We start from the raw sequence: 26,692 nt of genomic DNA on the forward strand, positions 1-26,692 counted from the left end.
ACATGATATGCCCGCAAGCCAGTCGTTCCAATCTCCGGCGTGTCCCGAGGTCCCCCTGGGCTTCCACAGATCTGTCAGGCCTCTGGCGCATCCAGCTGAATTTCAAACGAAAACTGGTCGTAACCCGGCTCGACATGCGCCGGCGTTTCGGCCATCACCGTCTGGTAGTCCAGCGGGATATGCATATGCGTCAGGATCGCTCGACCCGGTTTCAGCCGGTCGATCCAGGCAAGCGCTTCCTCGAGCGACAGATGGCTCGGATGCGGCCGATACTGCAGCGCGTCGATGAACAGCATGTCGAGCCCCGCCAGCTTGTCGACGGTCGCCATCGGAAAATCGCTGATGTCGCAGCAATAGGCCACATTGCCGATCCTGAGGCCGAGCGACGTGATGTCGCCGTGCTGCTGCACCAGCGGCATAAGCGAGATCGTGCCACCGGCGCCGGAGATTTCGATCGGCGTGTCGAGGTCGGTCAGGATCTTCGGCGCGACGATCGGCGGATAATTGCTGCCGGGCGGCGTCTTCAGGCAGTAGCCGAAGCCCATCTCGATGCGCTCCATGGTGAACGCATCGGCATAGATCGGAATACGGTGGTGCTGGATGTGGAAATAGCCGCGCAGGTCGTCGATGCCATGCAGGTGATCGGCATGGGCATGCGTGTAGATCACCGCATCGATACGCTCGACCCTGGCGCGGATCATCTGTTCGCGAAAGTCAGGCCCGGTATCGACCACCACGGTCGTCGTGCCGCCATCCGGCTCGATCTGCTCGATCAGGAAGGACGCGCGCGTGCGGCGGTTCTTCGGCTCAGTAGGGTCGCAATCGCCCCAATCGCCGTTGATCCGCGGTACGCCGGGCGACGAAGAGCAGCCGAGAAGCGTGAACCGGCGACGAAAACTCATGCAAGCCTCGGCATTTTCGAAAAGCAGCGCAGCGCGTTGGCGGTGGTGATATCGGCCATCTCGGCATAGGACACACCCTTGACCTCCGCCAGCACCTCGGCCGTGTTGATCACATAGGACGGCTCGTTGCGCTTTCCGCGCCAGCGTTTCGGCGCCAGATACGGCGCGTCCGTCTCGACCAGCAGCCGGTCCATCGGCACGCTTTGGGCAATGTCGCGCAGTTCCTGCGACTTCGGAAACGTCACGATGCCGGAAAACGACACATAGCCGCCAAGCGCCACGCCGGTATCGGCCAGCGCCTGACCGGCCGAAAAGCAGTGCAGGATGAACGGGAAGGCGCCCTTCCCTGTTTCGTCCGTCAGGATCGCCGCCATGTCTTCGTCGGCGCTGCGGCTGTGGATCACCAGCGGCAACTGCGTGCGCCGAGCCGCCTCGATATGGCGCAGGAAGCCGGTCTTCTGGTCCTCCGGCGTCTGCGTGTCGTAGAAATAGTCGAGACCCGCCTCGCCGATCGCAACGATCTTCTCATTGCTTTCCGCCAGCCGCACCAGTTCGTCCGCAGACACGTCGAGCTCGTCACCGGCATTGTTCGGATGCGTGCCGACCGAGCAGAACACGCTGGGGTAACGCTCGGTGAGCTTGAGCAAGGTGTCGAGCTTCTTCACCCGGGTCGAGATCGTCACCATCTGTTTGACGCCCGCCTGATGCGCGCGCGTCACCAGTTCGTCGCGCTCGGCGTCGAAATCGGCAAAATCAAGATGGCAATGCGTATCGATCAGCATGCGTTCAGGCCTTGTCCGCTTCCGGTGCGACATAGCGCGGAAACACCGGCGACGGTGCCTCGAGTACAGTACCGGGCGTCAGACGGCCGGCCGCACCGAGCTTGGAAAACACCCGGTCTTCGGCCGACACAGCCACCAGATCGAGCAGCTTCGCTGACGAATCCGGCATGATCGGCTGGAACAGGATGGCAATCTGGCGCACCACGTCCGCTGTGACATAGAGCACGGTGCCCATGCGCGCTTCGTCGGTCTTTTTCAGCACCCACGGCGCCTGGGCAGCGAAATAGCGGTCGGCCTCGTTGACGATGTTGATGATCGCGGCAACCGCCTTGTGAACCTGTTGCTTGTCCATCTCCTCGCGGCAGACGGTGATGGCGTCGTCGGCAATCTTCAGGATCGCCTCGTCAGCCTCGGTCAGCGGGCCGGGTGTCGGGATACGGCCGTCGCAATTCTTCCCGATCATCGACAGCGAACGGCTGGCAAGGTTGCCGATGCCATTGGCGAGATCGGCATTGATGCGGGTGGCGATCCCCTCTTCCGAATAGCTGCCGTCCTGGCCGAACGACACTTCGCGCATGAAGAAGTAACGCACTTGGTCGAGGCCGAAGTGGTTGACCAGATTGACCGGATCGACGACGTTGCCGAGCGACTTTGACATCTTCTCGCCCTTGTTGAGCAGGAAGCCATGCGCATAGACGCGCTTCGGCAAAGGCAGGCCTGCCGACATCAGAAAGGCCGGCCAGTAGACCGCATGGAAACGGATGATGTCCTTGCCGATGATGTGCACATCGGCCGGCCAGTATTTCGCCCGCGGACCGTTCTGGTCTTCGACATAGCCCGTCGCGGTGATGTAGTTGGTCAAGGCGTCGACCCAGACATACATCACATGTTTGTCGTCGCCGGGCACCTTGATGCCCCAGTCGAAGGTCGTGCGCGAGATCGACAGGTCCTTGAGCCCCGACTTGACGAAGGAGATCACTTCGTTGCGGCGCTCGTTCGGGCCGATGAAATCCGGCTGGTCTTCATAGAGTTTCAAGAGCTTGTCTTCATAGGCCGAAAGCTTGAAGAAGTAGCTCTCCTCCTCGACCCATTCGACCGGCGTGCCCTGCGGCCCGTAGCGAACGCCGTCGCTGCGCAATTCAGTCTCGTCTTCCTGATAGTAAGCCTCGTCGCGAACCGAATACCAGCCGGCATAGCCACCCTTGTAGATGTCGCCGTTCTTTTCCATCCGCCGCCAGACTTCCTGCACGGTCTGGTGATGACGCTGCTCGGTGGTGCGGATGAAGTCGTCATTGGAGGCATTCAGCAACTTGCCCATGGCGCGGAATTCGTTCGAATTGCGCTCAGCCAGCTCTTCCGGCGAAATACCTTCGTTGCGCGCCGTCTGCTGCATCTTCTGGCCATGTTCGTCCGTGCCGGTCAGGAAGAACACATCCCGTCCGTCGAGCCGCTGGAACCGCGCCATGGCATCGGTGGCGATCAGCTCATAGGCATGGCCGATATGCGGCTTGCCGTTCGGGTAGGAAATGGCGGTAGTGATGTAATACGGATCGCTCATGGTTTCTTGGTGTCTTTTCGTCGGTTGCGATTGTCTTGGGGCCGGACAATGGCGGCGCGTGAAGGCCTGCCAGGAACGGCGACGACAAATGGGGTCGAACGCTCTTAAAACATTCCACGGCCTTTAGGAACATCCGTTTTGCTGCAGCGCCACGAAGATTCGCGCTGGGACATCGCCAGACGATGCCGGGCGACAGGAGCTGTGTGCCAGCAATACGGGGCTTGCGAAGGTCGCCGATCCTGATAAACGGGAATTCCGGCCAACTCGAAGGAAACCGATATGCCGGATCTCTCCACTCTCATGCTTTTTTCTGCAGCCTGCGTTGTTCTCACTGCGACGCCGGGGCCCGACATGTTGCTGATTGCCTCGCGCAGCATCAGCCAGGGACGTGCTGCAGGCTTTCTGACCTATGTCGGCATCGCGCTCGGCACATATATTCACGCACTTGCCGCAGCTTTGGGACTGTCACAGCTCTTTCTCGCTGTTCCGACCGCCTACGAGATAGTCCGCTGGGCCGGCTGCGCCTATCTGCTCTATCTCGCCTGGAAGACGCTGCGGTCCCAAGCGACACAATTTGCCCCGAGCGCCGGCCTGCAGCGCTATTCCATGCAGCGAATTCTCGGCGAAGGCTTGGCGACGAACCTGCTCAATCCGAAGATGGCGCTGTTTGTCCTCGCCCTGTTCCCGCAGTTTCTCGATCCGGCAAAGGGCTCCCTGATCCTGCAGATCCTCGTTCAGGCGGCGGTCCTGAACCTGATAGGTTTCGGCGTCAACGGAGCGGTCATCCTGCTGAGTGGCCATATCCGACACCGGATGACAGGTCTGGGCCGATTCAGGAAGCTGCCCCAATACTTGCTCGCGACGGTCTTTGCCGGCCTTGCCTGCCGTCTCGCGCTTGGAACGAGACACTGATTGCGCCGACCCCAAACGGTCGAACGGACGGTAGCGGGTCAAGGCCCGCTGCCATCCCGAAATGCCTTCGTCAGCGGGTCACCGATGCCAGCACGTCGAGGATCGTCTGCTTGCGGTCGAGATTGTAGCCGGCGGCGATCGACAGCTGTTCGTTGATCGTCGAGGTGAGCCGCGCATAGTGTTCGGCCGCATGCAGATCGCCCGACAATGCCAGGCTTCGCGCCAGATCGGCCAGGTGATCGCCGAGATGCTCGGTAAAGAAGCCGAACGCGACCTCGCTGTCCTTGCCGGAAAGTGCATCGGCGATCTTGAACATCATCCGGCGCTGTCCCGGCCCTTGCGCCGCCAGCATCTCGTCGAAGGCCGCCAGGATGTCGGCGCCGCCATAATTCACCAGCTTCAGTGCCCGTGCCACACTGCCCTTGGCAAGCGCCAGCACCGCCTCGCGCTGCTCTGTCGGTATGGCAAGGCCGAGCTGCCCGAGCGCCAGGTCCATGGCATCTGGCGAAAGCTGATCGAGCCGGAGCGGCAGGCAACGTGACCGGATGGTCGGCAGAAGCTTGCCTGGCGCATGGGAAAGCACCAGGAACATCGCCCGCTTCGGCGGTTCCTCGAGGATCTTCAAGATGGCATTGGCCGCATTGCGGTTGAGGTCGTCGGCCGGATCGATGATCACGATGCGCCAATTTCCGGTGCCCGAGGTCTGGCTGAAGAAATGTCCGGCGCGGCGCACTTCATCGACGGTGATCGCCGATTTCACCCGACCCGTCTTGTCGTCCACCGGCCGCGACAGATGCAACAGATTGTGGCTGGCGCCGGAGGCGATCTGCCGGCTGATCATGTGCTCAGGATCGGGATCGCTGATCGTGTCGGGCGCCGTCGGCGGATCGGGATGGCGCAGGATGTGATTGGCAAAGCGGAAGGCCAGCGTCGCCTTGCCGATGCCTTCGGGGCCTTCGATCAGGATCGCATGATGGCCCTTGCCCGACCGGTATCCCCGCGCCAGAAAATCCTCGGCTTCCCGGTGGCCGAACAGCCGGGTATTCAGCATCGGCGCGATGGCGCCGTCCAGCAGGCCTGCCCGTTCCTCGCTCATCGCGCCGCCGCCGTCTCGTGGCTTGCGTTGGAGACGCCACCCGACCCGCCGCCGGACCCACGTTGCACGAGGACCAGCGTCACCTCGGCGAGGATGTCCTTGGCGATCCGGTCGACATCGAAGCTTGCATCGACGACGCGGCAGCGCCCCGGCTCGCGCTGGGCAATGTCGAGAAATGCCTGGCGGCGCTTCTCATGCACGTCGATCTCTTCGCGCTCGAACCGGTCGGGCGTAGCCGTTTGGTTCTGCGCGCCTGCCCGCCGGTGCGCCCGCGCCAGTCCGACATCGGCCGCAAGGTCGAGGATCAGGGTGAGGTCCGGCATGGTCTTGCCGACCGCCACCCGCTCCAGCGCCGCCATCAGCGCCGGCTCGAGATTGCCGGTCACACCCTGATAGACCCGCGAGGAATCGACAAACCGGTCGCACAGCACGATCTGGCCATTCGCCAGCGCTGGCCGGATGACGGTTGCGAGATGGTCCGCCCGCGCCGCCGCAAACAGCATCGCCTCCATGCGCACGCCGAAGGCTTCGGCGGCTCCGGACAACAGCACATGCCGCAGCGCTTCGGCACCCGGCGATCCGCCCGGTTCGCGCGTCAGCAGCACCTGATGGCCCTTCTGTCGCAAGCTTTCGGCAAGGCGGCGGATCTGGGTCGATTTCCCGGCCCCCTCGCCTCCTTCGAAACTGACGAACAATCCGCGTCCGGTTGCCAATGCCTGCCCACTTCCCGCTAATCTTGCGCCCGCAGGCGGTTTTCTCAAGGTGCCATACATGGCTCTACTACGGCTCTAGCGCAAGAATGTGACCAGTGAAACCCGGCTCTTGTCCGCATCCCTGCTTTCGCACCTATAACCAGAAGAACAGCATTTCGATAAAGGCGTCGGTCGCCCGCTGGCGCAGCGTTCCGACCTCGACGCTGGACGCACTCTGCAGCGGCACATTCCGCAGCAGCCGCTCGCCGGAAAACACCGACAGCGACGCGATCTGCGCCCCTTCGGCCACCGGCGGATCCAGCGGCCAGCGATAGACCACCTTCGCCTGCAGCCGGTCGGGATTGTTGACCGGCACATAGACCAGCACCGGTTGTGCGGCGACCAGGGGCACCGTCGAGCGCGCGCCGCCATAGACGCTCGCCTCGCTGATCACCTCGCCGGCCTTGAACAGTTCGCGCATCTCGAAGGCGCCAAAACCCCAGTCGAGCACGCGCCTGGCCTCGTCCGTGCGCTCCTTGTCGGTGGCAAGCCCGTTCATGCCGAGAAAAAGCCGCCGTCCGTCGCGTTCCGCCGAGGCGACAATGGCAAAGCCGCTGCCTTCGGCATAGCCCGTGCCCAATCCGTCCGCGCCGATCCCCAGCAACGGATTGCGGTTGCGCTGCAGGATCTTGTTCCATTCGAATTCCGGCAGCTTGAAGGTCAGGTAGAGTTCCGGATAGGTCGCCTGCAGATGCTGCGCCAGCGTCACCAGGTCGACCAGCGTCGAGACATTGTCCGGATGCGGCAGCCCGGTCGCATTGCCGAACACGGTATCCTTCAGCCCCAGCGCCTTGGCGCGCGCATTCATCCGCTCGACGAATTTCGCCTCCGAACCGGCCATGCCTTCGGCCAGGATCAGGCAGCCGTCATTGGCGGTCTGCACCGCGACGCCCTTGACCAGGTCACCCACCGGCACCTGGCTCTTGACGGCGGCAAACATCGTCGAGGTCCGCGACGGCGCGCCGCCGGTCCGCCAGGCATATTCCGAAACCGGATAGATCGTGTCGAGCCGGATTTCCCCGCGCGTCAGCGCATCGAACACCACGTCCAGCGTCATCAGCTTGGCCAGCGATGCCGGCGCAAAAGGCTGGCGCTCGCCCTTGGCGAGCAGCACCGTGCCGGTCGAGGCTTCGATCAGATAGACTTGGGCCGCCTTGGTTTCGAACAGGGCGGGCGAAGGCGTCGTCTGCGCCATGCCCTCGGTCGCAAACGGACGCGAGACAAGGAGACCGATCAGCAGGAAAACGAGGACGATCCTCGAGACAAGGCGATTTTGCATGAACTTACTTCGGCTTCTTGTCCCGCCGAGGTCTATGGCGGTGTCGAGGTCGGCGTCGAGGTCCCGGGCGCCGGATGCCGCGCTCAGCCCCCGGCGGAAATCCGGGTCTTGCCATGCGCGACCGACGACAGAATCGAGGCCTCGGTGAGACCGTCATTGCGCACCATAACCGCGTCGAAGGCAAGCGCCGCCTGCGGCACGGCTGCGGTTTCGGCGTAGGCCGCCGCATAGCCGGAGCCGTCCAGACCCGGCACATGCGCCGGACGCTCGGCCGGTACAGGCCCGAAATCGGGCAGAAGCGCGAACTGTTCCAGGATGCCGGAACCGGCAGAAGGCACCATGCCCGGCTGCGCCATCAACTGCGCCTGCAGCGTATTGGCCGCCGCACCACCGCTTGGCGTCGGGCCGGCCAGCGCCGTCTGGTAACTCGGCATCGCATCGTTTGCATTGCCCGGACGATATTGCGGGATCGCCGCATCGTTGGAGGCGACCATCACGCCCGAGGCGATCTGGCCCTGTGGATCGACATGCGGCGTGCGGTCGCCCTTCTTCACATAGGAGGCCATCAGGAACGGCATGTCATGGCCGTCCATACGCGCCGGGCCGACATATTGTACCCGCACCTTGCCGGTGCCGCTATGGGCCATGTCGAGCATGTCGGCGGTCTTGTTGGACAGGTCGATGATCCGGCCGGCATGGAACGGCCCGCGATCGTTGATCCGCACCACCACCGAGCTGCCATTGGTGAGATTGGTCACCCGCGCATAGCTTGGCAGCGGCAGCGTCGGATGGGCAGCCGAAAGGTAGTGCTGGTCGTAGAGTTCGCCATTGGCCGTCTGCCGGCCATGGAAGGCCGAGCCGTACCAGGAGGCGATCCCGGTCTTGTCATAGCCGGGATTGTCCTTCGGCACATAGACCTTGCCCTTGACCGTATAGGGCTTGCCGACCATGGCCCGCCCGCCGCCCTTCGGCACCGGGCCGCTCGCCACGATGCGCGGACTGGCCTTCACGCCATATTCCGACTCGGCGAAATATTCCTTCGAACGCTTCTTGTTGGACGCCGTGTCCTTGGTTGTCGAACACGATGCGGCCAGGCTGCAGAGAACCGCAATCCCGACCCACTTGGCACCGCTGATCAAACGGCCGCTCACCTTGACTTCCATGCGTCCCACTTTTGTCCATCTCGGTCGCGGCATCCCCAACCACGAACCCGGCCGCGCGCGCAAAAACCCGCAACTGTCTCACTTCGGAGCAAGAAGGCCTGTGAAAAATGGCCAAAATGGGAAAAGTCACAACTTTGCCGCAGGGCAAATTTGTTTATGGTTAACAATGTGTTGATTGATGTAGCGTGAGGCCGCCAGCGACAACGCCACCCGCCCGCCCCTTGTCGATGATCCGGCATCGACGACAAACCATCTTGCAAAGATCATCGTCTTTGCGCATAAGGCAGACGTCCGGAAGAGTGTCCGAGCGGTTTAAGGAACCGGTCTTGAAAACCGGCGTGCGGGAGACCGTACCGTGGGTTCGAATCCCACCTCTTCCGCCAAAATTCAAAATAAGCGATTGTTTTTAATGGTGAATTTTCGATTTTGTTCGCGATTCCAAATTCTCTTCCAAAGCAATCTTCGCGGTGGCGAGGGCCCGAAATAGTGAAAATCGAGATAGTCAACACGAACTTGGGCAGCTCCGAGTCGCCAAATTGGCACGTCGAGATTCTCATTCACGGCAAGGGCGAACCGGATCGGGTTGACTACAAGCTTGGCGGCCAGAGGATCAATTGGAAACAGCGTGCCGCACTCCTTGGGTATGGCGAGGACGTGCAAGAGCACATCCGCCAGGCGCTCAACCGCTACGCTCGCTGAGCTGCAGACACGGCTCGATATGACGAGACAACTATCTCCAGCGCATCTTTCGCCTGCGGATTCTCCGCACGGAAGGAACGCTTATGCGCAAACTTAAGAACATCAGGTCCGGCAACTGGGTGCTGCCACGCCCGGATAGCGCCTTGTACCGCCAGCGGTATGATCAGCGCCATGAGGCTGGCCTCGCAATTGAGGTGGCACAGATCCCCGGCTGGGGCATAAGGGTCACTGTGAAATGGCCCAACGGCTCGATTGGCTACCCTGAAGAGTCTCAACTGATCTTGATGTCGGTGGTGGAAGCACCCAAATAGCAGCACGGCAGGGCGTGTCTGGACGGTTCGGCTGGTTATGGGTGGATGGCGCGACTGGCTTTCCAGGACCATGACAATTCAAGAGGTCCAAACACTTTGGGGATCGGCTTATGCTGATCCCCTTTCCATTTGCGCCCCAGAAGCCCGCTGGCGAGCTTTTCACCTCGCGGACGGCTCAGCGCCCGCCCCTACCCCTCAAATCGCGTCAGGCGGGCCACGGCGCGGGAAAGACCATCCCTTTCGACGCTGACCACCTCGAACTTGCGGGCGTCGTCCAGGGTGAGCCGGTCACCCTGCCTGATGTCGTTCAGAATTGGATACCTGCCAACGTCAAACGAAAAGCTGTAGCTGCTGCCGGTGCTGATCGTGTGCAGGTCATTGCCTGATCGCTCCCTCTTGCCGACTTCGATTCCGTCATAGGCCGGCAACTGGTCGAAGATCCCCTTCAGGTGGATCGTCCCTCGCGTGGTATCCGGTGCCGCTCTGCCGTTGGGGGTCCGGCTCATGGGGTCGACCGTGGCGCGGACCGAATACATGCGGTCAACCTGTCGGGATGTCATGCGGTCCAGGCGGTCGAAAATGGCCATGGCGGGCTCCTTAGGGTGTCGAGAGAATAAGGGCACGCAGCTCGAACTACGTGCCCTCTGTGGAGGTGGAGGATTCCGGCCCTCACCTCCGATGCAGCGCCACGGAGACCCATCCAAAGCGCTGCAGTGTTCCCCCGGCCCTTGAGCTGGCGGGGGAATGTGAAATCAGGCCGGGCCCGGGTTGTAGTAGGCGAACCGGAAGTCCGTCAGGCCGGCGCCGAAATAGTGGTCAAGGCGGAACTCCATGCCGTCATAGTCGAAGCCCTCGCGCTGCTTCAGGCGTGGAGTCTCGAAGCCGGCCAATACTGCGTACTGCAGACCGCGACCCATGGTTTCGGCCGGATCGGCGAACATGAAGAACGCTTTCGATGACAGACTGTCGATACGATACTCGTAGATGGGTGTCAGGTTCTTGATCCCCTCTGGGACCACCTGATCAGTCGTGACCGGCGCCGTGGTGCCCTGAATGAGCTTCTGCGCCGGTACTTCGTTGTCAGTGCCGACGGCAAGAAATGCCGGTGCCAGGGCGATGCGCTGGCCGTCAATGTCGGTCTGCATGCGCATGGCTGTGCGTCCGGCGATCAGGGCCCCTTCGTTGAGAGCCGAGGCCATGGTCGCAAGGTTGCCGTGGTCGGCATGGAACAGGGCCTTGTTATCGCTCCTCAGCACTTGGTTTTGGAGTATGACATTCCAGGCGATATCGCCTTCCAATCTTGCCGCGCTGATCGCCCAGCTCTGCACCAGACGAGTAAAGGCGCCCAGCTGATCGTTGATGAGCATGGCCTCGGAAAGGCCGATGACCTTGCCGTAGTGGGCCATGGAGAACGATTCTTGGCTTTCCTTCACGGTGCCGCGCTTGTACTCGCCCTTCTCGGTCAGGAGCTCGAGGGCGGGCCCGGTACCGGACACGTCGATCACCTTCACGTCGCGAAGGTCGGGAACGACGTTGCGCGTCGCGATCAGCGCGTATGTGTTCGGGATCTGCGAATAGGCGCCCATGAGCGTCTGCCGGGTGATATCGCCCAGGATGATCGGGAAGTCCGACGTGCTGTGCAGCGACCGGCGGATGACCTCGGAAGCCGGGCCGCGGTGGTTTTCGCCACGCTGCTGCAGCACCTCACGGGCCAAGTCGACCGGGGTCATATCGCGGAACTGGTTTGCGCCGTCCTCAAGCTTCGAGGTGAGGCCATGCCGGTGCATCATGGCATTCGCCATCAGCGTGCGGGTGGTTTCCTGCGCGTCGCGCATGCCTCGGGTCTCGACAATCGGGAAGGTGGGAGCCTTCTCCTCTTCGGCGATCTGGTGCTCGGTGAGCGCGGCGCGGAACTGGTCGATGCTCAGCCCGTCGTCAACGGCGCGGCCTACGAGCTCGGTGTCCAGGCCAACTTTCGCAAGGCGGGCAAGGTCGTGGATATCCTTGATGCGCTTGCGCTCGGCGCGGGCCTGCGGTGCAGTCTGGGTATCGGTCATGTCGGTGTTTCCTTCAGATTCAAGTGCTCGGGTGGTCGCTGCCGGGTCCGCCGGCACGCTCACGATTGACAGTTCCATGGGTGTCCAGCGGGTGGCCTTGACGACGGCCACTTCCCCCTTTTTCGGCTCGGTCTTCTCTTGGGTGTCGATCCGATAGCCGACGCTAGCCGCCATCACGTGCCCGTCTTCCAAGTCACGAAACAACGCTTCGCCCTTGGCATTCCTGCTTATCTTCGCTGTGACGATCGCGGTCTTCCCCTCGAAGCGGAGGCTTTCGGCGACGATGGAACCGAGACGGCTGTCGAGCCCGGAATAGGCGTCGTGACTATCGAGAAGCGGCATCCCGGCCAGGCGCTCTGTGTTGATGGCCTGACGGCTGATCACAAGGATTTCGTCGTAGCTTCCGCTCTCCCAGGAACGGCGGCGAACCGCGTTCTCCGTTCCCAAAACGATCTCGACCGTTCTCGCCTCAGCGTTGAACGTGCTCAGCTTGGTTTGTGCTCGGGTCAAAAGCTCGGTCATGCGGCGTTCGCCTTTCTTGTTTTGAGAGCCTGCAGGCGCTGGTGGGCACGATCGCCAAGGCTATGAAGCGGCACGCTCAGGCAGGCCGGAAACAGGTCTAGGAGGGCGGCAAGATGCGGCGCACTGGTCGCAGAGGTGCGAAACTCTTGCTCACCTCTGGAAACGAAAATCACCCAGGCGCGGGCGTCGGGATTCCCAAAGACGAACAGCGCTTCCTGCCGGAACTCTGCAAGCAAGTCCTTGATGACGTGCTGTTGAAAACCGGTCGCCTGCAACTCTGCGAACATGAAGACCTGCCACGCGTCAAACTTCGCCAAGGGGCGATTGTCGCAACCCAGGAGATGCACGCACCGGCTCACGGTCATTTCCGACACCTGCAGGGCGTTCGCAATCTGGCGCTGGGTGATGGTCATGCGTCCAGCCCTCCGGCTAGGCGCTCGACCTCGGGAAGCCAGACTTCGACCAGTTCATCGAAGGGGCAATCGAGAAGGTCGGCGCGACTGAATCTCAGGATCTTCGCTGTCACTGCTGCGAACTCCGGCCATCGGCGGAAGTCGGCTCTTCCTCCCCCCGCAAGCTTCGGGGCAAAAAATCGCGGGCCTCTTCGGCAAGTCGCAAATAGTCGTCGGCGTCCATCTCCCCGAGCACCGGAGACGGGCAAGACACGATCAGTGACAGAAGACCGGCATCCGCATCAGCACCGGCATTCTTCAGGCGGGCAAAGTCGCTGCCCTTCAGCCGGCGGATCGATATCGAGCTGTAGACAACGCCGTCGAACTCGACCGGGATCGTCAGGTCGATAGACTTTTCCGATTGAAATCCGGCCGGGAGAACCTGCTTGGCCTTCAGCTCGACATTGGCTTGCTTTGCCTGAATCGCCTCGATTTCCTCGGTTTTCAGGGCCTTTACGACTTGATCCACGGTTCCGCTCCTCATGATTAACTTAAATCCAGTTAACATATGAAGCGGTGATATGATAGATGTTTCCTATTGAACACTGCTCCTGCGATAGGAAAATCCAATGAAGACGATCAAAGAGGCGGGGCTCCGGCTATCACTTCTCGACAATGTGACCGCCAACGCGCTGCGGGTCTCGACCGCCCTCCAGAAGCTCGACAAGAAGCTCGATGGCTTCATCCGCAAGCGAGATCGGCCCCTCGCAGACTTCCAAAGCGCGGCGACACAGGCGGCGGCCATCGCTGCGGCTGTGACGCTTCCGACAATCAAGGCGGCCCAGTTCGAGTCCTCCCTCGAAGACGTCAGACAGAAGATCAACGGCACGATTGAAGACGTGCGGCGATTGAATCGGGAGATCCGCAAGGCCGGTGTTCTCGATGGTGTCGGCGCACAACGGGCGGCCCAGACCACCGATGCATTGATCGGTCTCGGGGCCTCGGATGGTGATGCGCGTGCCATGTCGAGCCCGATCAACAGGGCCTCAGTCGCCTACAAGGCAGACACAGGGGAGTTGGCCCAGGCGGTTTACTCGTCGGCGGGATCGTTCGGTATCTCTGCCAGCCAGACGGCGAAGGCGCTCGATATCCTTGCGGAGAGTGGCAAGCGGGGCGCGGTCGAGTTGAAGAATCAGGCGACCATTCTGCCCTCACTCAGCGCTCAGTATGGCGCTCTCGGTGCCAAGGGGCTTCCCGCACTTGCTGACCTTGCCGCTCAGCTCCAGGTGGTCCGCAAGGGCACAGGGAACGCGGAAGAGGCCGCGACCAGCCTGCAGAACCTCTATTCGAGCTTGACCGGGCCGGAGGCACAGAAACGCCTCAAGGAAAACGGTATCGTCCTGTCGGATCTACAGGAGAAGGCGGCGTCAACAGGTGCCTCTCTTGTCGATCTCCTTCTCGATGAAATCCAGCGTGTGACCGGCGGCAACGCGGAGAAGCTTGGCGAACTATTCCCCGATCGGGAAAGTCAACGGGCGATCAGGCCATTGATGGCGAACCGCGGCGAACTTGCAGATATCCGTGCCGGCTCCCTCGCTGCCGATGGCACTGTCGAGCGCGACTTCGAATCGAGAATGCAGACGCTCGAAGGCAAGTGGCAACGCCTCATGGCCGGTGTCGAAGAGATTACGCTTAGTCTCGGCGACAAGCTTCTCCCGACTGCGAAAGATCTGGTCGACACGTTCATCCAGGCTGCCGATCGCCTCGACCGATTCATCGATCAGAACGGCGAACTGATCGTGACGGTGACCAAGGTCACGGCGGCCTTGGTCGGCTTCCGTCTCGCCACTGCCGGCGTCCGTCTCGCGATGTGGTCGATGATCATCCCGGCTGCCCAGGCGGTGAAAGCCATCGGCCAAATGGGGATGGCGGCATATGCGGCCACCATGCCGATGATCGGTTTGCAGACGGCGCTGAAGGGTGCCGCCTTGACCCGGCTGGAAACGGTCGCCGCTGGCCTCCGTGGGCTCGTTCTGGCGGTTCCGGGGCTCGGTATGCTGACTTCCGCCCTCGCGGGCATTGGCGCGGCTCTGGCGGCTGTATCTGCCCCGGTCTGGCTGGCCATCGCTGCCGGTGTCGCTGCAGTCGCCGGGGCCGGTGCCATGCTGTGGAAGTATTGGGACCGGGTCTCCTCCGTCGTGTCCGGTGTCGCGTCGCGCATCGGTGAAGAGCTGCAGCCGGTATTGACCAAGCTCGAGTCGGTGCTTGCTCCGATCGGCGCGGCGGTAAATGCCGTTGGCGAGGCATTCTCATGGGCTGGCCAGAAGATCAGCGATTTCGCCGGATGGCTTGGCAGTCTGTTTCAGCGAGAGGTGCTCAACGATAGCCAGAAGGCTGCATTCTCGAAGGCTGGCTATGATGTAGCGGACGCCTTCATCAACGCCTTCAAGGCGGAAGTCGAGCGGCTTTTCGAGCTGGTGAAATCCATCCCGGGCCGGATCCGCGATGCCATTGGCAGGATCGATCTCAGCGGGATTATCTCGTGGCCGGCCTTGCCGTCATGGATGGGTGGTGGCGGTGGTGACGCTCCCGCGGCGACCGTACCCGCCACGGTGCCGGTTGCCGGTGCGCGGGCGAAGGGCGGACCGGTGCGCGGCGGCCTGCCCTATCTGGTCGGCGAGAAGGGGCCTGAAATCGTGGTGCCCGGTCGGTCTGGGACCGTCATCCCCAATCATCACATTGGCGGCGGGCCGATCACTGTTGCGCCTGTTTTCCATCTGTCGGTGCAGGGCCACGGTGCCAAGGATCTCGAAGCCCTTGCCCGCCGTGCGGCCGAACAGGTTGTTTCTGCTGTGAACGGAGCGCTCTCTCATCAGCTGAATCGGTCAAGTCAAACGGCTTTCGGCGGGACCAAGCCTTACGGCGACTGAAAAGCCCAAAGGAAACAATGGGCCATTCACCAGGCACAACGCGGGGGGCATCTGCCCCCCTTTTTTGTGTCAGGCGTGCAGCCCTCGGCAGTATGCAAACCAGCAATCCAACGCGCGCCTCAGGCGGAACTGGTTTCGGCCAACCTTGCCGTCAATGTGGCCGTCGCGTGCCAGCTGGAGGAGCCGGCGCGGTGTGATGCCCATAAGCTCTGCGGTTTCTTCGGTGCTGGCAAACTCGGGTAGTAGAGATGACTTGCTCATGTGGATGTCCTGTCGGTTGAAAAAGGAAACGGAAACGCAAAACGAAAGTGCTCGGAATCGCTCAAATCGTGCGCTGCTGCTTGCCCGCGGACGGCTTTTTGTCCGTGGAAGAACCTAAGACCCCGGGGCTCCCTCGGTGCCGTCTGGGGCCGTGCCCAGGCCGTGGATGATCTCGTGCTCGGTGAGCGGTGTGCAGGTCGGCGGCGGCGGTGCGACAGCCTCCAGGGCATGCCGTAGGCGGGCGGTGGGTACTGGCCGGGGCTCCGCCCCTTCTTCTCCAGCCTCGGCCAGTTTTGCGGCCTCTCGTAGGCGTGCCGTGTATGGGCTCGCCCCTGTCGTGGCTTCCTCGTGGTCTGCTGACTGTCGCAAGGCGTGGGCGAAGATTGCGCTCGGTGCTGTCACGCTGTTTGCGCGGACGTGGCCCAGGAGCTCAGCCGGCGACATTCCCGGAACTCCCGTCTTGCCCAGGCTCTGCAGGGCCATGTTGATTGCGGCCCGGTACCGGATTAGCCAAGCGCTGCGGGTCAAGCCCTCTTTCCGCCACGGGCGGGCGTCTAGCCATGCTTGTGTGCGGATCATTGCAGGGTCCTCCCGCCAACAGTTGCCAGCTTCAGGCCAGCGCCATCGGTGCCCAGCTCGGCGCGCATTTGGGCCTCCAGCGCCCGCGCTGCATCCTGTGCGGCCTCAAGGCTGGGGAACGTGCCGATCACTTCCTCCGCGGCGTCCGGTCCTTGCGCCGTCACGACGAAAACGGGCTTGGGCTCCATCTCACAGAGGTGCATCTGGCCTTCGCCCAGGCGGATCATTTCAGCGAGCTTCAATCCCTCATAGGCGCGGATGGTGAATGCGGGTGTAGCGGTCATGCGGTCTTCCTTTCAAAAATGGTGACCGGGGCGACGGGGCGGCCCTTTTGCCGATCCAACTCGTGCAGTCGGTTCGTGGCGATCGTGATGAAGCCGTCGTGCGCCCGTACCGCCTCCCAGCGCTGAAATCCTGCGGCCATCAGCTCCTCATGGACGCGGCCGGCCTCCCATCGGATTTGCCTGTGTCGAATGGTCCAAGTCCGGGGCCTCAGCTCGATTGCGAGCATTCGCGCTCTGATCAGAAGGTTCACCGGGAGTTGTACAATCTCGCTCATAGTGAAACCTCCTTCAGGCTGTGTTTCTCTCCATCACTGCCATTATTCAACGTTTCCACTTGCTCTAAGGTCTGAGGAGAATATCCAGCGTTAGAGTGTGAAATATCTGGCGAAGCCAGTGGAGGTTCAGACTGGTGGTTATAGAGGTACTCGGTGTACCTGTTGTGAGAGGCACACGACGTACCTGTATCCGCTATCTGGGGCCATGCGGACGGCGGAACCAAAGCGTAAGCGTTGCCTCGATTTGAGCGACCGGAGCCACCATTGGCCACGGCTCCCAATGCAACCGATGCGACCTCTTCCGGTAGGTCCCGAACCCGGACCTTTCGGACGGCGCCGATACGGCGGAGGGCCTCAATGCCACGGCGCACAACGGCTTCGTCGTCGTATCCTGAGCGCTTTGCAATGCTGGCCTGTGACGGCCATAGGTAGCCCGTTGCTCCGCTGAAGCTGAACAACGCAATGGCGACGCGAAGAGCGCGAACGCCTAGATCATGACGAACGGTGACCGCCTCAAGCCATTCAAACCGGTCCGCCTTCGCGCGCGGTCGTAACGCCTTCAGCTCCTCCCGAACTTGGTCGGTGGTGCATCCATGGCGCTCGGCCAATGTGTCGATCTCGAAAAGGCGTTGACGCTCGATCTCGTCGCGCTCGAATGCCGGCAACGCTTGAAGAGCTTTCTTCAGAGATTCCTTGCTCACCGGCTGCCCTCCCCAGCGAGGAGCTTGATCACCTCCAGGCGTGCCCGGATCGCCTCCAGGCTGGCTTCGTCAACCTCGTGGCATCCGGGCGCCCGGTTGCTGTGGGGGTGAACTCGGGTTGCCAACAAATCGAGGGCTTCGGCCGCCACGGCGGCAATGGCGTGATCGATGCGCTTCAGTGCGGTTTCGTAGTGGTCCATGGGTCTCGCTCCGCAGATTAGTTGACGCGCTTGGCCGAAGCTTTTCGCTTAATCCAGTCGTCTACTTCGGATCGCACAAACAAAACTCGTTTCTCACCAAGCAAAACAGCCTTCGGAAAGTCTCCGGAGGAGCGAAGCTTGTTGATCATGGTTCGAGATAGGGAGGTTATTTTACAAACCTCCTTCACTGATACGAGGGTAATGTTTTGATTGGCGTTCATGTTGCTCACCTGTTGCTCTGTTGCGTTAAGGTGAACGTAAGTGGCCATTGTTGGCGCGTAAATATCCGGGATGGTTGCGCTCGCTCGCAACGCAAAACCATCGGACGAACGGCTATCGATTGGATTCAGTGGGTTAGCTGCTCTAGCCACAGAAAGGAGTGGCCAGCAGCCCACCTGAATCCATAGGCTAACCCGTGCTGTTTTCTGCTTTTAGGAGGCCTTGGAAGGCCTGATGGGGACAATGCCAGCCGGCGTCCCTAGAGAAAAATTGGCCCATGCCGCCATCAGCTCGCGGCGTCGCTCGATCGCCTGCTGGCGGCGATAAGCGGCTTCTACGCCCCCAAGCGTGTGGGCTAGAGCCTCCTCCACGATCTCTCGGGGGAAGCTCGTTTCGTTCCCTGCCCAGTCGCGGAAGCAGGATCTAAACCCGTGTCCTGTCAGATCCTCCCGCTTCATACGTTTCAGGACCGCAAGCATTGCCATATTCGAAAGGGGCTTACCTTCCTTGAGACCGGGGAAAACGTAGGGGTTGTTCTCTATGCGCGGCAAGGTTTTCAGCAGAACAACTGCGGCCTTACTCAGTGGGACGGTATGAATCTTTCCAGCCTTCATCCGCTCGGCAGGGACGGTCCATGTCTCCGCCTCCAAATCGACTTCATCCCACCTCGCGCCGATCACTTCACCAGTGCGGGCGGCGGTCAAGATCAGAAACTTAAGGGCCAGCGCCGCTGTCCCCGCCTGCCCCTCTAGCGCCTTCATGAAGTCCGGCAGTTCAGCATAAGGGAGGGCGGCGTGGTGTCCGCGCTGGAGCTTTTTCCGGGCAGACAGGAGCGTCTCCAAGTGGCCCTTCCATCGTGCCGGATTGGTGGTCGATCGAAGCCCACGGGCTGCTGCATAGTCGATCACCATCTCTATTCGGCCACGGGTTCTCGATGCTGTTTCCTGCTTCTCGCGCCACATGGGCTCGACTACCCGCATAACGTCGTCAACAGTGATCGTGGCGACCGGTAGTTTCCAAAGGGGTTTACAGTATTACCGGAGTGTCATTCGCCATTGGTCGGCGTGCTTCGGATTCTTCCATCCGGCTTCCTTGGACTTCATCAGCGCCTCGGCCATCTCGCCGAAGGTCACAGGCTTAACCCGGTCCTTTCGCTCCCCCATCTCGGCAAAGGGGTCACCTCCCCTGCCAAGGATCGCACGAACCTCCTCGGCCTTAGTTCGAGCTGCAGCCAGGGTGACGCTGCCAGTACCGCGACCATATGGGCCCAGTCCCATTTCTCGGCGCCGGCCGTCGGAATGAAGATGAAGACGAACGATTTGTTTCCGGTCTTACTCACGTAAAGCCAAAGCCCGTCGCCGTCGCCTTACTTGCCATATGCCGCTGATCGGCATTGCGTATCTGTGAGCTTATTCCGCGCCATCCGCCCTAATCCCATTCCTAATCTGAGAGGTTTTCACCATATTCAGCAGTGATCAGCATGCGTCACACTGAATATGGAATCTCGTTAGGAATCAAGGGACGGTTGGCAAGATAGATCAACAATGGCAATGGGTTAAGCAGACACCTCTTCCGCCATTTATCTTTCCCAACTAATGCCAGTTCGTTCGAAATAGCCTTGATCCCAGCGCATTTGCGCGTCTGTTTAGTCCCATTTAGTTCCGCGTTGAACCACGCAAGCCCCGATAAAAGCGGGTATTTTTGCGGGTATCAAAACGTGAAATGCGGGTATCGGACAGAGCCACATCTGCTGACAGGTGCGAAGGTCAAAAACGCCAAGGCCGACCAAAAGGCGATTAATCGACCGTTTCGGCTAGCCTTCACACTTTTTTGGCTAACACCGTCAGCAGTAAAAAAGATCGAAAAGCTTTCCCTCCAGGACCTAAAGGTGGGATCTCTATCGCGACGTTCTTGGGGCCGGAAGTTATCATCTTCGCCGCCGTCAGGAAGCAGCCACAAATTCACACCGATGACCATCGCCCCAAACGCCGCCCAGAAGAGCCTTGGATCATAGGCGGTCGCGCCGAAGGCATTGGCAGTTGATGCAACCATGCTGCACGGATCGCCGATTGTATAGATACACTCGATCGGCAAACCACCGTTTCCGCCCAGAAACTGTATCAATTGCGAGTAGAATGTATGCCACCATAGAATGGCTCCAGCAAGGCTGACACTGCCAGTGACTAAAAACAGTTTCGAAAAATCTCTGATCACCCCAATGCCCCCGTTGTATCGTGAGTTACGATCATCAAAATTTCACTTTAGTGTACGTGTAAATTGCATTGACGAGAATGCAGATGAGTTCTTGTCGGCGGCGATGCGTAACCTTTCATCATCAGTGATGAAATGTTGCGCTGGGAGCGCTTAGTCAAGTGCGCCGCTCTCCTCTCCCACATCAAAACAGCCATTCCACTCTAATTTACTTGCCGTAAACGCCAATTCCCATGGCGATCGTGACGTAGAGTACACAGCTCCCGACGACAACGCCGGCAAAGACTCCGGCAGCCAAACCCGTTCTTTTGGCGATGAAGACCGTCCCTGCAGGGGGGCCGAGCAGCAGACCCAGCACCTGCACCGCACCGATTGCGCCATAGTCCAGATCGACGAATGTCTCCGCAGAAAGCCTGAGCACGGAAATCCATAGAAATATTCCGCCGAACACCATCGAGCCAGCACAGGCACCCAGAATCCAGCCGTAGGATTTCCACACGTTCAGCAACTCCCAAAGGGCGGGAGGAAGCGCCAGGACCCACGGTATGATTTCAATCCATGTCGACATCGGCGGACTTTGGCGCAAAGATGTTTCCGGCCCGTGAAGCCGGCTATGCGACATCATGTATGGGCTGCATCGCCCGGGAACAATTCCCCTACCTTGACTCCTGCGCCCGCCATGTCACCTTTTCACTCACCGCAGGCCGTTTGGGAGAACGGCCTCGGGCGACCATGGGAGGAGACACGATGACCTGGAAGATACTTCTGAAGGACGGAACGCGTCATGGCATTTCGGGTGAAATTCATTTCGAAACCGTGCGTGGCACAAAGCGGCTGTCGCCCAGCCCCATCGAGGGCGACCCTGATACCCTGATCCACGCCGTGGAGCAGCACGAGATCGTGCTGGAATCGCCGCACGGCCACCACCATCGCGCCGCCGTCGAGATGGTCAGCGGCAAGTGGCGCGTCGTCGGGGTCTTCTGACCCGCGACTGGAACATCCGCCTGTCAATCTCAGTGACGATTTGTATCTGGTGAGGCCGCCAGTGCGCTTTTGGGCGGCGCACCGGTTCATCGGCGGGCAAAATGCGGCAGATTTGCCGCAATGCTTAAGATTTTAACGTCCGGTTTAGCCGGGCCGGAACTGCTTGTGCCTTAGTGTCGTTGTTACCCGGACACACAGGGACACGTCATGAGATACATCTTCATCCTGCTGATCGCGAGCGTACTCAGCATTCTGGCCTTCAAATATTCCGACAACTCGCTCGGCACCGGTCAATTGATGGCATCGCCCGTCGATGGTGCCGCGGCGCAAAGCTGACGCCGGGCAATAACCAAGGCGAAAGCCAAAGCCGAAGACCAGGGACTAGCCGATGAAGCTGTCCAGCCATTCCGGCGACAATCGGGTTTCAAGCTCGCCCGCCACGTCATCCAGCGCCGCATCGACGCTGTGCCGATAATTCACCCCGCCGCCGGTGATGCCGAAACTTTCCAGCAGATGCCGACGATAGTCGTCGCTTGAAAACAGCCCATGCAGATAGGTGCCGCTGATCCGCCCGTCGGCCGAGCTTGCGCCGTCTGGCCGTCCCTCGATGGCCACCATCGGCCGGTCGCAGTCCGGCCCGGCCGTCACGCCAAGATGAATCTCGTAGCCTGACAGCGCAACACCATAGGCGACAGACCGCGCCGCGCTGTTGCGCACCGTCTTTTCCGGCGCCATTTCCGTTGCAACATCCAGCAGCCCGAGACCGTCGACCTGTCGCGGCGCCCCCTCGAGGCCGAGCGGGTCTGACACCGTGTGCCCGAGCATCTGGTAGCCGCCGCAAATCCCGATCACCCGTCCGCCGCGCTTCACATGCGTGGCCAGATCGCGGTCCCAGCCATGGCTGCGAAACTCCTCGAGATCGGCGATCGTCGATTTTGATCCGGGCAGGATGACCAGCCCGGCATCGACCGGCAGCGCATCGCCGGGCCGCACATAGACTAGATCGATCTCGGCTTCGGCGCTGAGCGGGTCGAGATCGTCGAAATTGGCAATCCGCGACAGCACCGGCACCGCCACCTTTAGTGCGCCGCCACTGCCCCGCACCAGCCGCTCAAGTGCAACGCTGTCTTCCGCCGGGAGCCGTCCCGCGGCCTTCAGCCAGGGAACGACGCCAAAGCAGGGCCAGCCGGTGAATTTGCCGATCGCTTCGATGCCGTCGGTAAACAGCGTGACGTCACCGCGGAACTTGTTGATGATATAGCCGGCTATCTGTCCGCGATCCTCCTCGCTCAGGATCGTATGCGTGCCGACCAGCGAGGCGATCACCCCGCCGCGATCGATGTCGCCGACGAGGACCACCGGCACCCCTGCCCGCGTCGCAAAGCCCATATTGGCGATGTCGCCGGCCCGGAGGTTGATTTCGGCCGGCGATCCGGCGCCTTCGATGATCACCAGGTCGCGGCCAGTCTTCACCTGCGCAAAACTGTCGAGCACAGCGGACATTAATTGCGGCTTTAGTCGCTGGTAGTCGCGGCCCTTTGCCTGGCCGAACACCTTGCCCTGCACGATGATCTGGCTGCCGGTCTCGCTTTGCGGCTTCAGCAGCACCGGGTTCATGTGCACGGACGACGGCGTGCGCGCCGCCAGCGCCTGCAACCATTGCGCCCGGCCGATCTCGCCGCCGTCATCGGCCACCGCTGCATTGTTCGACATGTTCTGCGGCTTGAACGGCGCGACCTTCAATCCGCGATTGGAAGCCAGCCGGCAGAGCCCGGCGACGAGTATCGTCTTTCCGACATCAGAGCCGGTTCCCTGCAGCATGATCGCTTTGGTCATTGCGTCCTGTCCTGTCTGCGCCGTTATAAGAAACCGCTATTCTGCCGCGCTTGTGCCGCATTTCACCCGGCTCAATTGCTGGAAATGCGACACTGCGACAGCCTGTCGCATGCCTTTCTTCATGAATCGCTCAAATGCGACATTGCATGACGACAAATGTCGTTGCGCGAACCATGAGAGTGATTATCTGCCATTCGAAACCAGCGCTCCGCAAGAGAAGCGCGGCCTCCGAAGGAAACACCCCATGCTCTATATCCTGCGCAACAACAATAGTCTCGCCATCGCCTGGAACGGCCGCGCCCCGCAGCTGGAAACGGTTGCCCGCTGGGAAGTTCGTGACCCGCGCATTCCGGTTGTCGCAAAGCGTTGAGACTGCCACTCATGGCTTGGGCGACCGATCGTTCACCGGTCGGCGCTCATGTTCAGCCATGGCCTGAAAAAACAAACGCCCCGGGACGCAAAACAGGATCCGGGGCGCAGCTGGCATAAACGCGCCAGCCCCTCCATCTATCGGCTTAACCGTTACCGGATGGTTATTTTTGCCCGGGCTTCGATTTTTTTTCGACATTTTTTGACTTTTTGCGCCGACCGCCGGAAGGCCCAGTTGTGCCGCAACCAGAATAGCTGAGGTCTTAACTGGAGGGGCGGTGCGGGTGGCTTTGCGATCCGTCTGGTGTCTCTGCCTGCGCATTGTGCGAAACTTCCTTCCCTCCTTCGTAAAATGCGGCAAAATAAGTCGCTCCAATGGGTTGTTCCAAGGCCGCCCGCCGGCGTGACCCGTTTCGGGAGGTTGATTTCCTCATCGGAAGACGTAGGCTGCTGTTACGAAACAGGCCGACCGGGTATTTTTCCTGCCCCAAAGACAAGGCCGCTTCGTATGCGGGGTGTTGGTGTCTGATCGGCGCGTATCGTGCCCGCACTCCACGACAGGAACCATTGGCAGGCCGGCTCAGCAGTAACCGTCCATGCCCTTCCCGATGAACGCTGCTGATAAGACTGGGAGGTCTTAACTCCATGAAGAAGCTCCTCGCTTCCACTATCCTCGCCGCAGGTCTCTATGCTGCTGCCGGTTCTGCTCAGGCTGCAGATTGCGGCGAAGTCTCGATTGCGGAAATGAACTGGGCATCGGCGGGTGTTGCCGCCTATGTCGACAAGATCATTCTCGAAAGCGGCTATGGCTGCACGGTGACCATGGTCACCGGCGACACCATGCCGACCTTCGCCTCGATGAATGAAAAGGGCCAGCCGGACATGGCGCCGGAATTCTGGGTCAATGCCGTGCGCACCGCCCTTGATACCGCGATTGCCGAAGGCCGCCTGATCCAGGCAGCACCGCTTCTGTCCGATGGCGGCGTTGAAGGCTGGTGGATCCCCAAGTTCATCGCCGATGCCCATCCGGACATCAAGACGGTTCAGGACGCGCTGGCGCATCCGGAACTCTTCCCGGCGCCTGAAGATCCGTCCAAGGGAGCCGTCACCAACTGCCCGTCCGGCTGGAACTGCCAGGTCTCGACCGCCAACCTCTACAAGGCACTTGGCGCGAAGGAAAAGGGTTTTGAACTGATCGACACTGGCTCGGCTGCCGGCCTCGACGGCTCGATTGCCAACGCGTTTGAAAACAAGACCGGCTGGTTCGGCTACTATTGGGCGCCGACCGCCATCCTCGGCAAGTACGAGATGGTCAAGCTGTCCTTCGGCGTCGATCACGACAAGGCGAACTGGGATGCCTGCACCGCGGTTCCCGATTGCCCGGATCCGAAGGTCAACGCTTACCCGGTCTCCGACGTCTATACCGTCGTGACCAAGGGCTTTTCCGAAAAGGCCGGCGTTGCCATGGACTACGTCAAGACCCGCAAATGGGACAACCAGACAGTCGGCAAGGTTCTCGCCTGGATGGGTGACAACCAGGGCACCAACGAGGACGGCGCCAAGCACTTCCTCGAAAACTACGCCGACATGTGGACTACCTGGGTGGCCCCTGATGTGGCCGAAAAGATCAAGGCTAGCCTCTGATCGTTCATTTGCGGCGGGCCTTCGGGCCCGTCGTTCATTTCAGCCATGCGGCATGCCGCAACCCGCCATCAGACGGTGCCAAACGTCGCAGACAGCATGAATTCCTCCGTGGAACTCGGTTACCTTGCGCGCGACAGTGACCGCAAAAAGCGGCGCAACGTCACCATTGCCGGTTTCGTTCGGCCGGGCATCGCCCGCAAGTGGGGGGACAGTTAGGGGAAAAAGATGGCTTCAGTCCTATGCAATTACGTGCCGGAATTGCTGTGCAAATTTCCGCAAATCGACCAGACCGTGATGCGGGAGGCGAGAAAACTCATTGACGATAACTTCAAGGCTTTCGTCCGCGCCTATGGATATGTTCTCGATGCGGCGGTGCAACCGCTGCAATGGTTCCTCAACTGGCTGCAGTCGCTGTTTGTCGCGACCCCATGGTTCATCGTCATTCTGGTCATGACACTGATCGTCTATGTCGCCAGCCGCAATGGCAAGATTGCCCTGGGCACGGCCGTGTCCATGCTGGCCATCGGCTTTGTCGGCCTGTGGGAAGACACCATGATCACGCTGGCCATGGTGACGGTCTGTACGTTGATCTCCATCGTTGTCGGCATCCCGATTGGCATCCTGATGGCGCGCTCGGACCGTGTCCAGTCGGTGATCAACCCGATCCTCGACGTCATGCAGACCATGCCGAGCTTCGTCTACCTGATCCCCGTCGTGATGATCTTCGGCATCGGCAAGGTGCCCGGACTGATCGCTGTTGTCATGTATGCGGTTCCACCGATGATCCGCCTGACCAATCTCGGTATCCGCCTCGTCGACCGCGAAGTCCTGGAGGCGGCCGATGCCTTCGGCTCATCGCCCAGCCAGAAGCTGTTCAACGTGCAGATCCCGCTCGCCTTGCCAACCGTCATGGCCGGCATCAACCAGACCATCATGATGTCGCTGGCCATGGTTGTCGTGGCATCGATGATCGGTGTTGGCGGCCTCGGCAAGAACGTGCTGCAGGCGATTTCCAACCAGTTCCTGACGATCGGCTTCCTCAACGGATTTGCGCTGGTCGTCATCGCCATCATTTTCGACCGCACCAGCCAGGCCTATGGCAAGCGACTGCAGCGTCATACGGAGGTTGTCCATGGCTAGTCACGGCATTGAAATTCGCGGTCTCTACAAGATCTTCGGACCGCGCGGCGAAGACTATATCGAGGCAGCCAAGGCTGGCATCTCGAAGTCAGAACTGAACGAGAAACACGGCCATGTGCTCGGTCTCAAGGACATCAATATTTCCATGCCGGCCGGTGGCATCACCGTCGTCATGGGCCTGTCGGGTTCCGGCAAGTCGACACTCATTCGCCATATCAACCGTCTGATCGAGCCGACCGCTGGCGAAGTGCTCTATGATAATGTCGATGTCTGCCGCATGACTCAGCTTGAGTTGCGCGATTTCCGCCGCCAGAAAACGGCGATGGTCTTCCAGAAGTTCGCCCTTCTGCCGCACCGTACCGTGCTGGAAAACACCGTTTACGGCCTCGACATCCAGGGCATGGAGCGGTCGAAGAGCGAGGCCATCGGTCGCCGCTGGATCGGAACGGGTCGGCTTGACCGGCTTCGAGCAGCATTATCCCAACCAGCTGTCGGGCGGCATGCAGCAGCGTGTCGGGCTTGCCCGGGCACTGTCGAACGATGCCGACATCCTGCTGATGGACGAGGCCTACTCGGCCCTCGACCCGTTGATCCGCGTCGACATGCAGACCGTGCTGCTCGATCTGCAGCAGGA

31 protein-coding genes, 1 tRNA gene and 1 pseudogene are annotated in these 26,692 nt (G+C 60.8%); 11 read left to right on the forward strand and 22 right to left on the reverse strand.

Annotated elements, in window-relative coordinates:
• Positions 1 to 74: 74 nt before the first annotated feature.
• The 3 genes from PDO_RS21125 to metG are packed head-to-tail and all read right to left on the reverse strand — an operon-like array spanning position 75 to position 3,242.
• Positions 75 to 902, reverse strand: a complete 828-nt coding sequence (locus PDO_RS21125; protein ID WP_007606615.1) for an MBL fold metallo-hydrolase — start codon at positions 900 to 902, stop codon at positions 75 to 77.
• Positions 899 to 1,684, reverse strand: a complete 786-nt coding sequence (locus tag PDO_RS21130; protein WP_007606617.1) for a TatD family hydrolase — start codon at positions 1,682 to 1,684, stop codon at positions 899 to 901. Before PDO_RS21130 ends, PDO_RS21125 begins: the two co-directional genes overlap by 4 nt.
• A 4-nt stretch (positions 1,685 to 1,688) precedes the next feature.
• A complete protein-coding gene (gene metG / locus PDO_RS21135; RefSeq protein WP_007606619.1) occupies positions 1,689 to 3,242 on the reverse strand; it encodes a methionine--tRNA ligase in 1,554 nt (517 codons plus the stop codon).
• A gap of 279 nt (positions 3,243 to 3,521) precedes the next feature.
• Here metG and PDO_RS21140 point away from each other — a divergent pair, with 279 nt between their 5' ends.
• Positions 3,522 to 4,154, forward strand: coding sequence for a LysE family translocator (locus tag PDO_RS21140; protein ID WP_007606622.1), 633 nt, complete (start codon positions 3,522 to 3,524; stop codon positions 4,152 to 4,154).
• Between the two features lie 70 nt (positions 4,155 to 4,224).
• On the opposite strand, the gene PDO_RS21145 is transcribed toward PDO_RS21140, so the two are convergent.
• The 4 genes from PDO_RS21145 to PDO_RS21160 form a co-directional block, all read right to left on the reverse strand.
• On the reverse strand, positions 4,225 to 5,250 hold the full coding sequence (locus PDO_RS21145) for a DNA polymerase III subunit delta' (RefSeq protein WP_007606623.1): 1,026 nt from the start codon (positions 5,248 to 5,250) through the stop codon (positions 4,225 to 4,227).
• A complete protein-coding gene (gene tmk / locus PDO_RS21150) occupies positions 5,247 to 5,963 on the reverse strand; it encodes a dTMP kinase (RefSeq protein ID WP_037074966.1) in 717 nt (238 codons plus the stop codon). Before tmk ends, PDO_RS21145 begins: the two co-directional genes overlap by 4 nt.
• Positions 5,964 to 6,096: 133 nt before the next feature.
• A complete protein-coding gene (locus tag PDO_RS21155) occupies positions 6,097 to 7,281 on the reverse strand; it encodes a D-alanyl-D-alanine carboxypeptidase family protein (protein WP_007606627.1) in 1,185 nt (394 codons plus the stop codon).
• A gap of 83 nt (positions 7,282 to 7,364) precedes the next feature.
• Positions 7,365 to 8,444 (reverse strand): septal ring lytic transglycosylase RlpA family protein, encoded by a 1,080-nt coding sequence (locus PDO_RS21160; protein ID WP_007606630.1) that lies wholly within the window; start codon positions 8,442 to 8,444, stop codon positions 7,365 to 7,367.
• Positions 8,445 to 8,737: 293 nt separating this feature from the next.
• Here PDO_RS21160 and PDO_RS21165 point away from each other — a divergent pair.
• The 3 genes from PDO_RS21165 (at position 8,738) to PDO_RS21175 (ending at position 9,454) form a co-directional block, all read left to right on the forward strand.
• A tRNA-Ser gene (locus tag PDO_RS21165) sits at positions 8,738 to 8,827 on the forward strand.
• Positions 8,828 to 8,930: 103 nt separating this feature from the next.
• The gene (locus PDO_RS21170; RefSeq protein WP_007606637.1) at positions 8,931 to 9,143 is read left to right on the forward strand and encodes a hypothetical protein; all 213 of its coding nucleotides are present in this window, start codon (positions 8,931 to 8,933) and stop codon (positions 9,141 to 9,143) included.
• Between the two features lie 83 nt (positions 9,144 to 9,226).
• Positions 9,227 to 9,454, forward strand: a complete 228-nt coding sequence (locus PDO_RS21175) for a hypothetical protein (RefSeq protein ID WP_007606639.1) — start codon at positions 9,227 to 9,229, stop codon at positions 9,452 to 9,454.
• 188 nt (positions 9,455 to 9,642) lie between these two features.
• On the opposite strand, the gene PDO_RS21180 is transcribed toward PDO_RS21175, so the two are convergent.
• The 4 genes from PDO_RS21180 to PDO_RS21195 all read right to left on the reverse strand — a co-directional run bounded on the left by PDO_RS21180 (position 9,643) and on the right by PDO_RS21195 (position 12,954).
• Positions 9,643 to 10,041 carry a hypothetical protein gene (locus tag PDO_RS21180; protein ID WP_007606641.1) on the reverse strand — a complete coding sequence of 133 codons (399 nt, stop codon included), beginning with the start codon at positions 10,039 to 10,041 and terminating at the stop codon, positions 9,643 to 9,645.
• A 165-nt stretch (positions 10,042 to 10,206) separates the two neighbouring features.
• Entirely contained in the window at positions 10,207 to 12,033 is a 1,827-nt protein-coding gene (locus tag PDO_RS21185) for a prohead protease/major capsid protein fusion protein (protein ID WP_007606643.1), read from the reverse strand.
• Positions 12,030 to 12,446: a hypothetical protein gene (locus PDO_RS21190; RefSeq protein WP_007606645.1), complete on the reverse strand. Its 417-nt coding sequence runs from the start codon at positions 12,444 to 12,446 to the stop codon at positions 12,030 to 12,032. Before PDO_RS21190 ends, PDO_RS21185 begins: the two co-directional genes overlap by 4 nt.
• A gap of 109 nt (positions 12,447 to 12,555) precedes the next feature.
• Positions 12,556 to 12,954 carry a phage tail assembly protein gene (locus PDO_RS21195; RefSeq protein ID WP_007606646.1) on the reverse strand — a complete coding sequence of 133 codons (399 nt, stop codon included), beginning with the start codon at positions 12,952 to 12,954 and terminating at the stop codon, positions 12,556 to 12,558.
• Between the two features lie 100 nt (positions 12,955 to 13,054).
• Here PDO_RS21195 and PDO_RS21200 point away from each other — a divergent pair, with 100 nt between their 5' ends.
• Positions 13,055 to 15,355 (forward strand): phage tail tape measure protein, encoded by a 2,301-nt coding sequence (locus tag PDO_RS21200; protein WP_007606647.1) that lies wholly within the window; start codon positions 13,055 to 13,057, stop codon positions 15,353 to 15,355.
• A gap of 69 nt (positions 15,356 to 15,424) precedes the next feature.
• Here the strand turns inward: PDO_RS21200 and PDO_RS21205 are convergent, their stop codons facing one another.
• From PDO_RS21205 to PDO_RS21250, 10 genes are all read right to left on the reverse strand, one after another.
• Positions 15,425 to 15,616, reverse strand: a complete 192-nt coding sequence (locus PDO_RS21205) for a MerR family transcriptional regulator (protein WP_007606649.1) — start codon at positions 15,614 to 15,616, stop codon at positions 15,425 to 15,427.
• A 575-nt stretch (positions 15,617 to 16,191) separates the two neighbouring features.
• Entirely contained in the window at positions 16,192 to 16,479 is a 288-nt protein-coding gene (locus tag PDO_RS21215; protein WP_007606653.1) for a hypothetical protein, read from the reverse strand.
• The gene (locus tag PDO_RS21220) at positions 16,476 to 16,754 is read right to left on the reverse strand and encodes a hypothetical protein (protein WP_007606655.1); all 279 of its coding nucleotides are present in this window, start codon (positions 16,752 to 16,754) and stop codon (positions 16,476 to 16,478) included. Before PDO_RS21220 ends, PDO_RS21215 begins: the two co-directional genes overlap by 4 nt.
• The gene (locus PDO_RS21225; protein WP_007606657.1) at positions 16,751 to 17,455 is read right to left on the reverse strand and encodes a helix-turn-helix domain-containing protein; all 705 of its coding nucleotides are present in this window, start codon (positions 17,453 to 17,455) and stop codon (positions 16,751 to 16,753) included. The genes PDO_RS21220 and PDO_RS21225 overlap by 4 nt, the downstream gene beginning before the upstream one ends.
• Positions 17,452 to 17,655 carry a hypothetical protein gene (locus PDO_RS21230; RefSeq protein ID WP_007606658.1) on the reverse strand — a complete coding sequence of 68 codons (204 nt, stop codon included), beginning with the start codon at positions 17,653 to 17,655 and terminating at the stop codon, positions 17,452 to 17,454. Before PDO_RS21230 ends, PDO_RS21225 begins: the two co-directional genes overlap by 4 nt.
• Positions 17,656 to 17,672: 17 nt before the next feature.
• The gene (locus PDO_RS29295; RefSeq protein WP_348225830.1) at positions 17,673 to 17,924 is read right to left on the reverse strand and encodes a helix-turn-helix transcriptional regulator; all 252 of its coding nucleotides are present in this window, start codon (positions 17,922 to 17,924) and stop codon (positions 17,673 to 17,675) included.
• A 162-nt stretch (positions 17,925 to 18,086) separates the two neighbouring features.
• On the reverse strand, positions 18,087 to 18,836 hold the full coding sequence (locus tag PDO_RS21240) for a tyrosine-type recombinase/integrase (RefSeq protein WP_007606659.1): 750 nt from the start codon (positions 18,834 to 18,836) through the stop codon (positions 18,087 to 18,089).
• A gap of 72 nt (positions 18,837 to 18,908) precedes the next feature.
• Complete coding sequence (locus tag PDO_RS29370) at positions 18,909 to 19,151, reverse strand: Arm DNA-binding domain-containing protein (RefSeq protein ID WP_007606660.1); 243 nt, start codon at positions 19,149 to 19,151, stop codon at positions 18,909 to 18,911.
• A 433-nt stretch (positions 19,152 to 19,584) separates the two neighbouring features.
• Positions 19,585 to 20,088 carry a hypothetical protein gene (locus tag PDO_RS21245; RefSeq protein ID WP_141649970.1) on the reverse strand — a complete coding sequence of 168 codons (504 nt, stop codon included), beginning with the start codon at positions 20,086 to 20,088 and terminating at the stop codon, positions 19,585 to 19,587.
• A gap of 205 nt (positions 20,089 to 20,293) precedes the next feature.
• Positions 20,294 to 20,710: a hypothetical protein gene (locus PDO_RS21250; RefSeq protein WP_244426496.1), complete on the reverse strand. Its 417-nt coding sequence runs from the start codon at positions 20,708 to 20,710 to the stop codon at positions 20,294 to 20,296.
• Positions 20,711 to 20,832: 122 nt separating this feature from the next.
• On the opposite strand from PDO_RS21250, the gene PDO_RS28080 reads away from it, so the two are divergent.
• On the forward strand, positions 20,833 to 21,069 hold the full coding sequence (locus PDO_RS28080; RefSeq protein ID WP_007606662.1) for a hypothetical protein: 237 nt from the start codon (positions 20,833 to 20,835) through the stop codon (positions 21,067 to 21,069).
• A 207-nt stretch (positions 21,070 to 21,276) separates the two neighbouring features.
• Complete coding sequence (locus tag PDO_RS29300; protein WP_007606663.1) at positions 21,277 to 21,405, forward strand: hypothetical protein; 129 nt, start codon at positions 21,277 to 21,279, stop codon at positions 21,403 to 21,405.
• A gap of 45 nt (positions 21,406 to 21,450) precedes the next feature.
• Here the strand turns inward: PDO_RS29300 and PDO_RS21260 are convergent, their stop codons facing one another.
• Entirely contained in the window at positions 21,451 to 22,905 is a 1,455-nt protein-coding gene (locus PDO_RS21260) for a cobyric acid synthase (protein ID WP_007606665.1), read from the reverse strand.
• 244 nt (positions 22,906 to 23,149) lie between these two features.
• Between PDO_RS21260 and PDO_RS29305 the strand changes: the two genes are divergently transcribed.
• The 4 genes and pseudogenes from PDO_RS29305 to PDO_RS21275 all read left to right on the forward strand — a co-directional run.
• Positions 23,150 to 23,275 (forward strand): hypothetical protein, encoded by a 126-nt coding sequence (locus tag PDO_RS29305; protein WP_007606666.1) that lies wholly within the window; start codon positions 23,150 to 23,152, stop codon positions 23,273 to 23,275.
• 644 nt (positions 23,276 to 23,919) lie between these two features.
• Positions 23,920 to 24,918, forward strand: a complete 999-nt coding sequence (locus PDO_RS21265) for a glycine betaine ABC transporter substrate-binding protein (protein WP_007606668.1) — start codon at positions 23,920 to 23,922, stop codon at positions 24,916 to 24,918.
• A gap of 225 nt (positions 24,919 to 25,143) precedes the next feature.
• The gene (locus PDO_RS21270; RefSeq protein WP_007606671.1) at positions 25,144 to 26,058 is read left to right on the forward strand and encodes an ABC transporter permease; all 915 of its coding nucleotides are present in this window, start codon (positions 25,144 to 25,146) and stop codon (positions 26,056 to 26,058) included.
• Positions 26,051 to 26,692 (forward strand): annotated as a pseudogene (locus PDO_RS21275) (ATP-binding cassette domain-containing protein); the annotation flags it as partial. The gene PDO_RS21270 and the pseudogene PDO_RS21275, both read left to right, overlap by 8 nt.

The organism is Rhizobium sp. PDO1-076 (assembly GCF_000247475.1).
Classification (GTDB): domain Bacteria; phylum Pseudomonadota; class Alphaproteobacteria; order Rhizobiales; family Rhizobiaceae; genus Allorhizobium.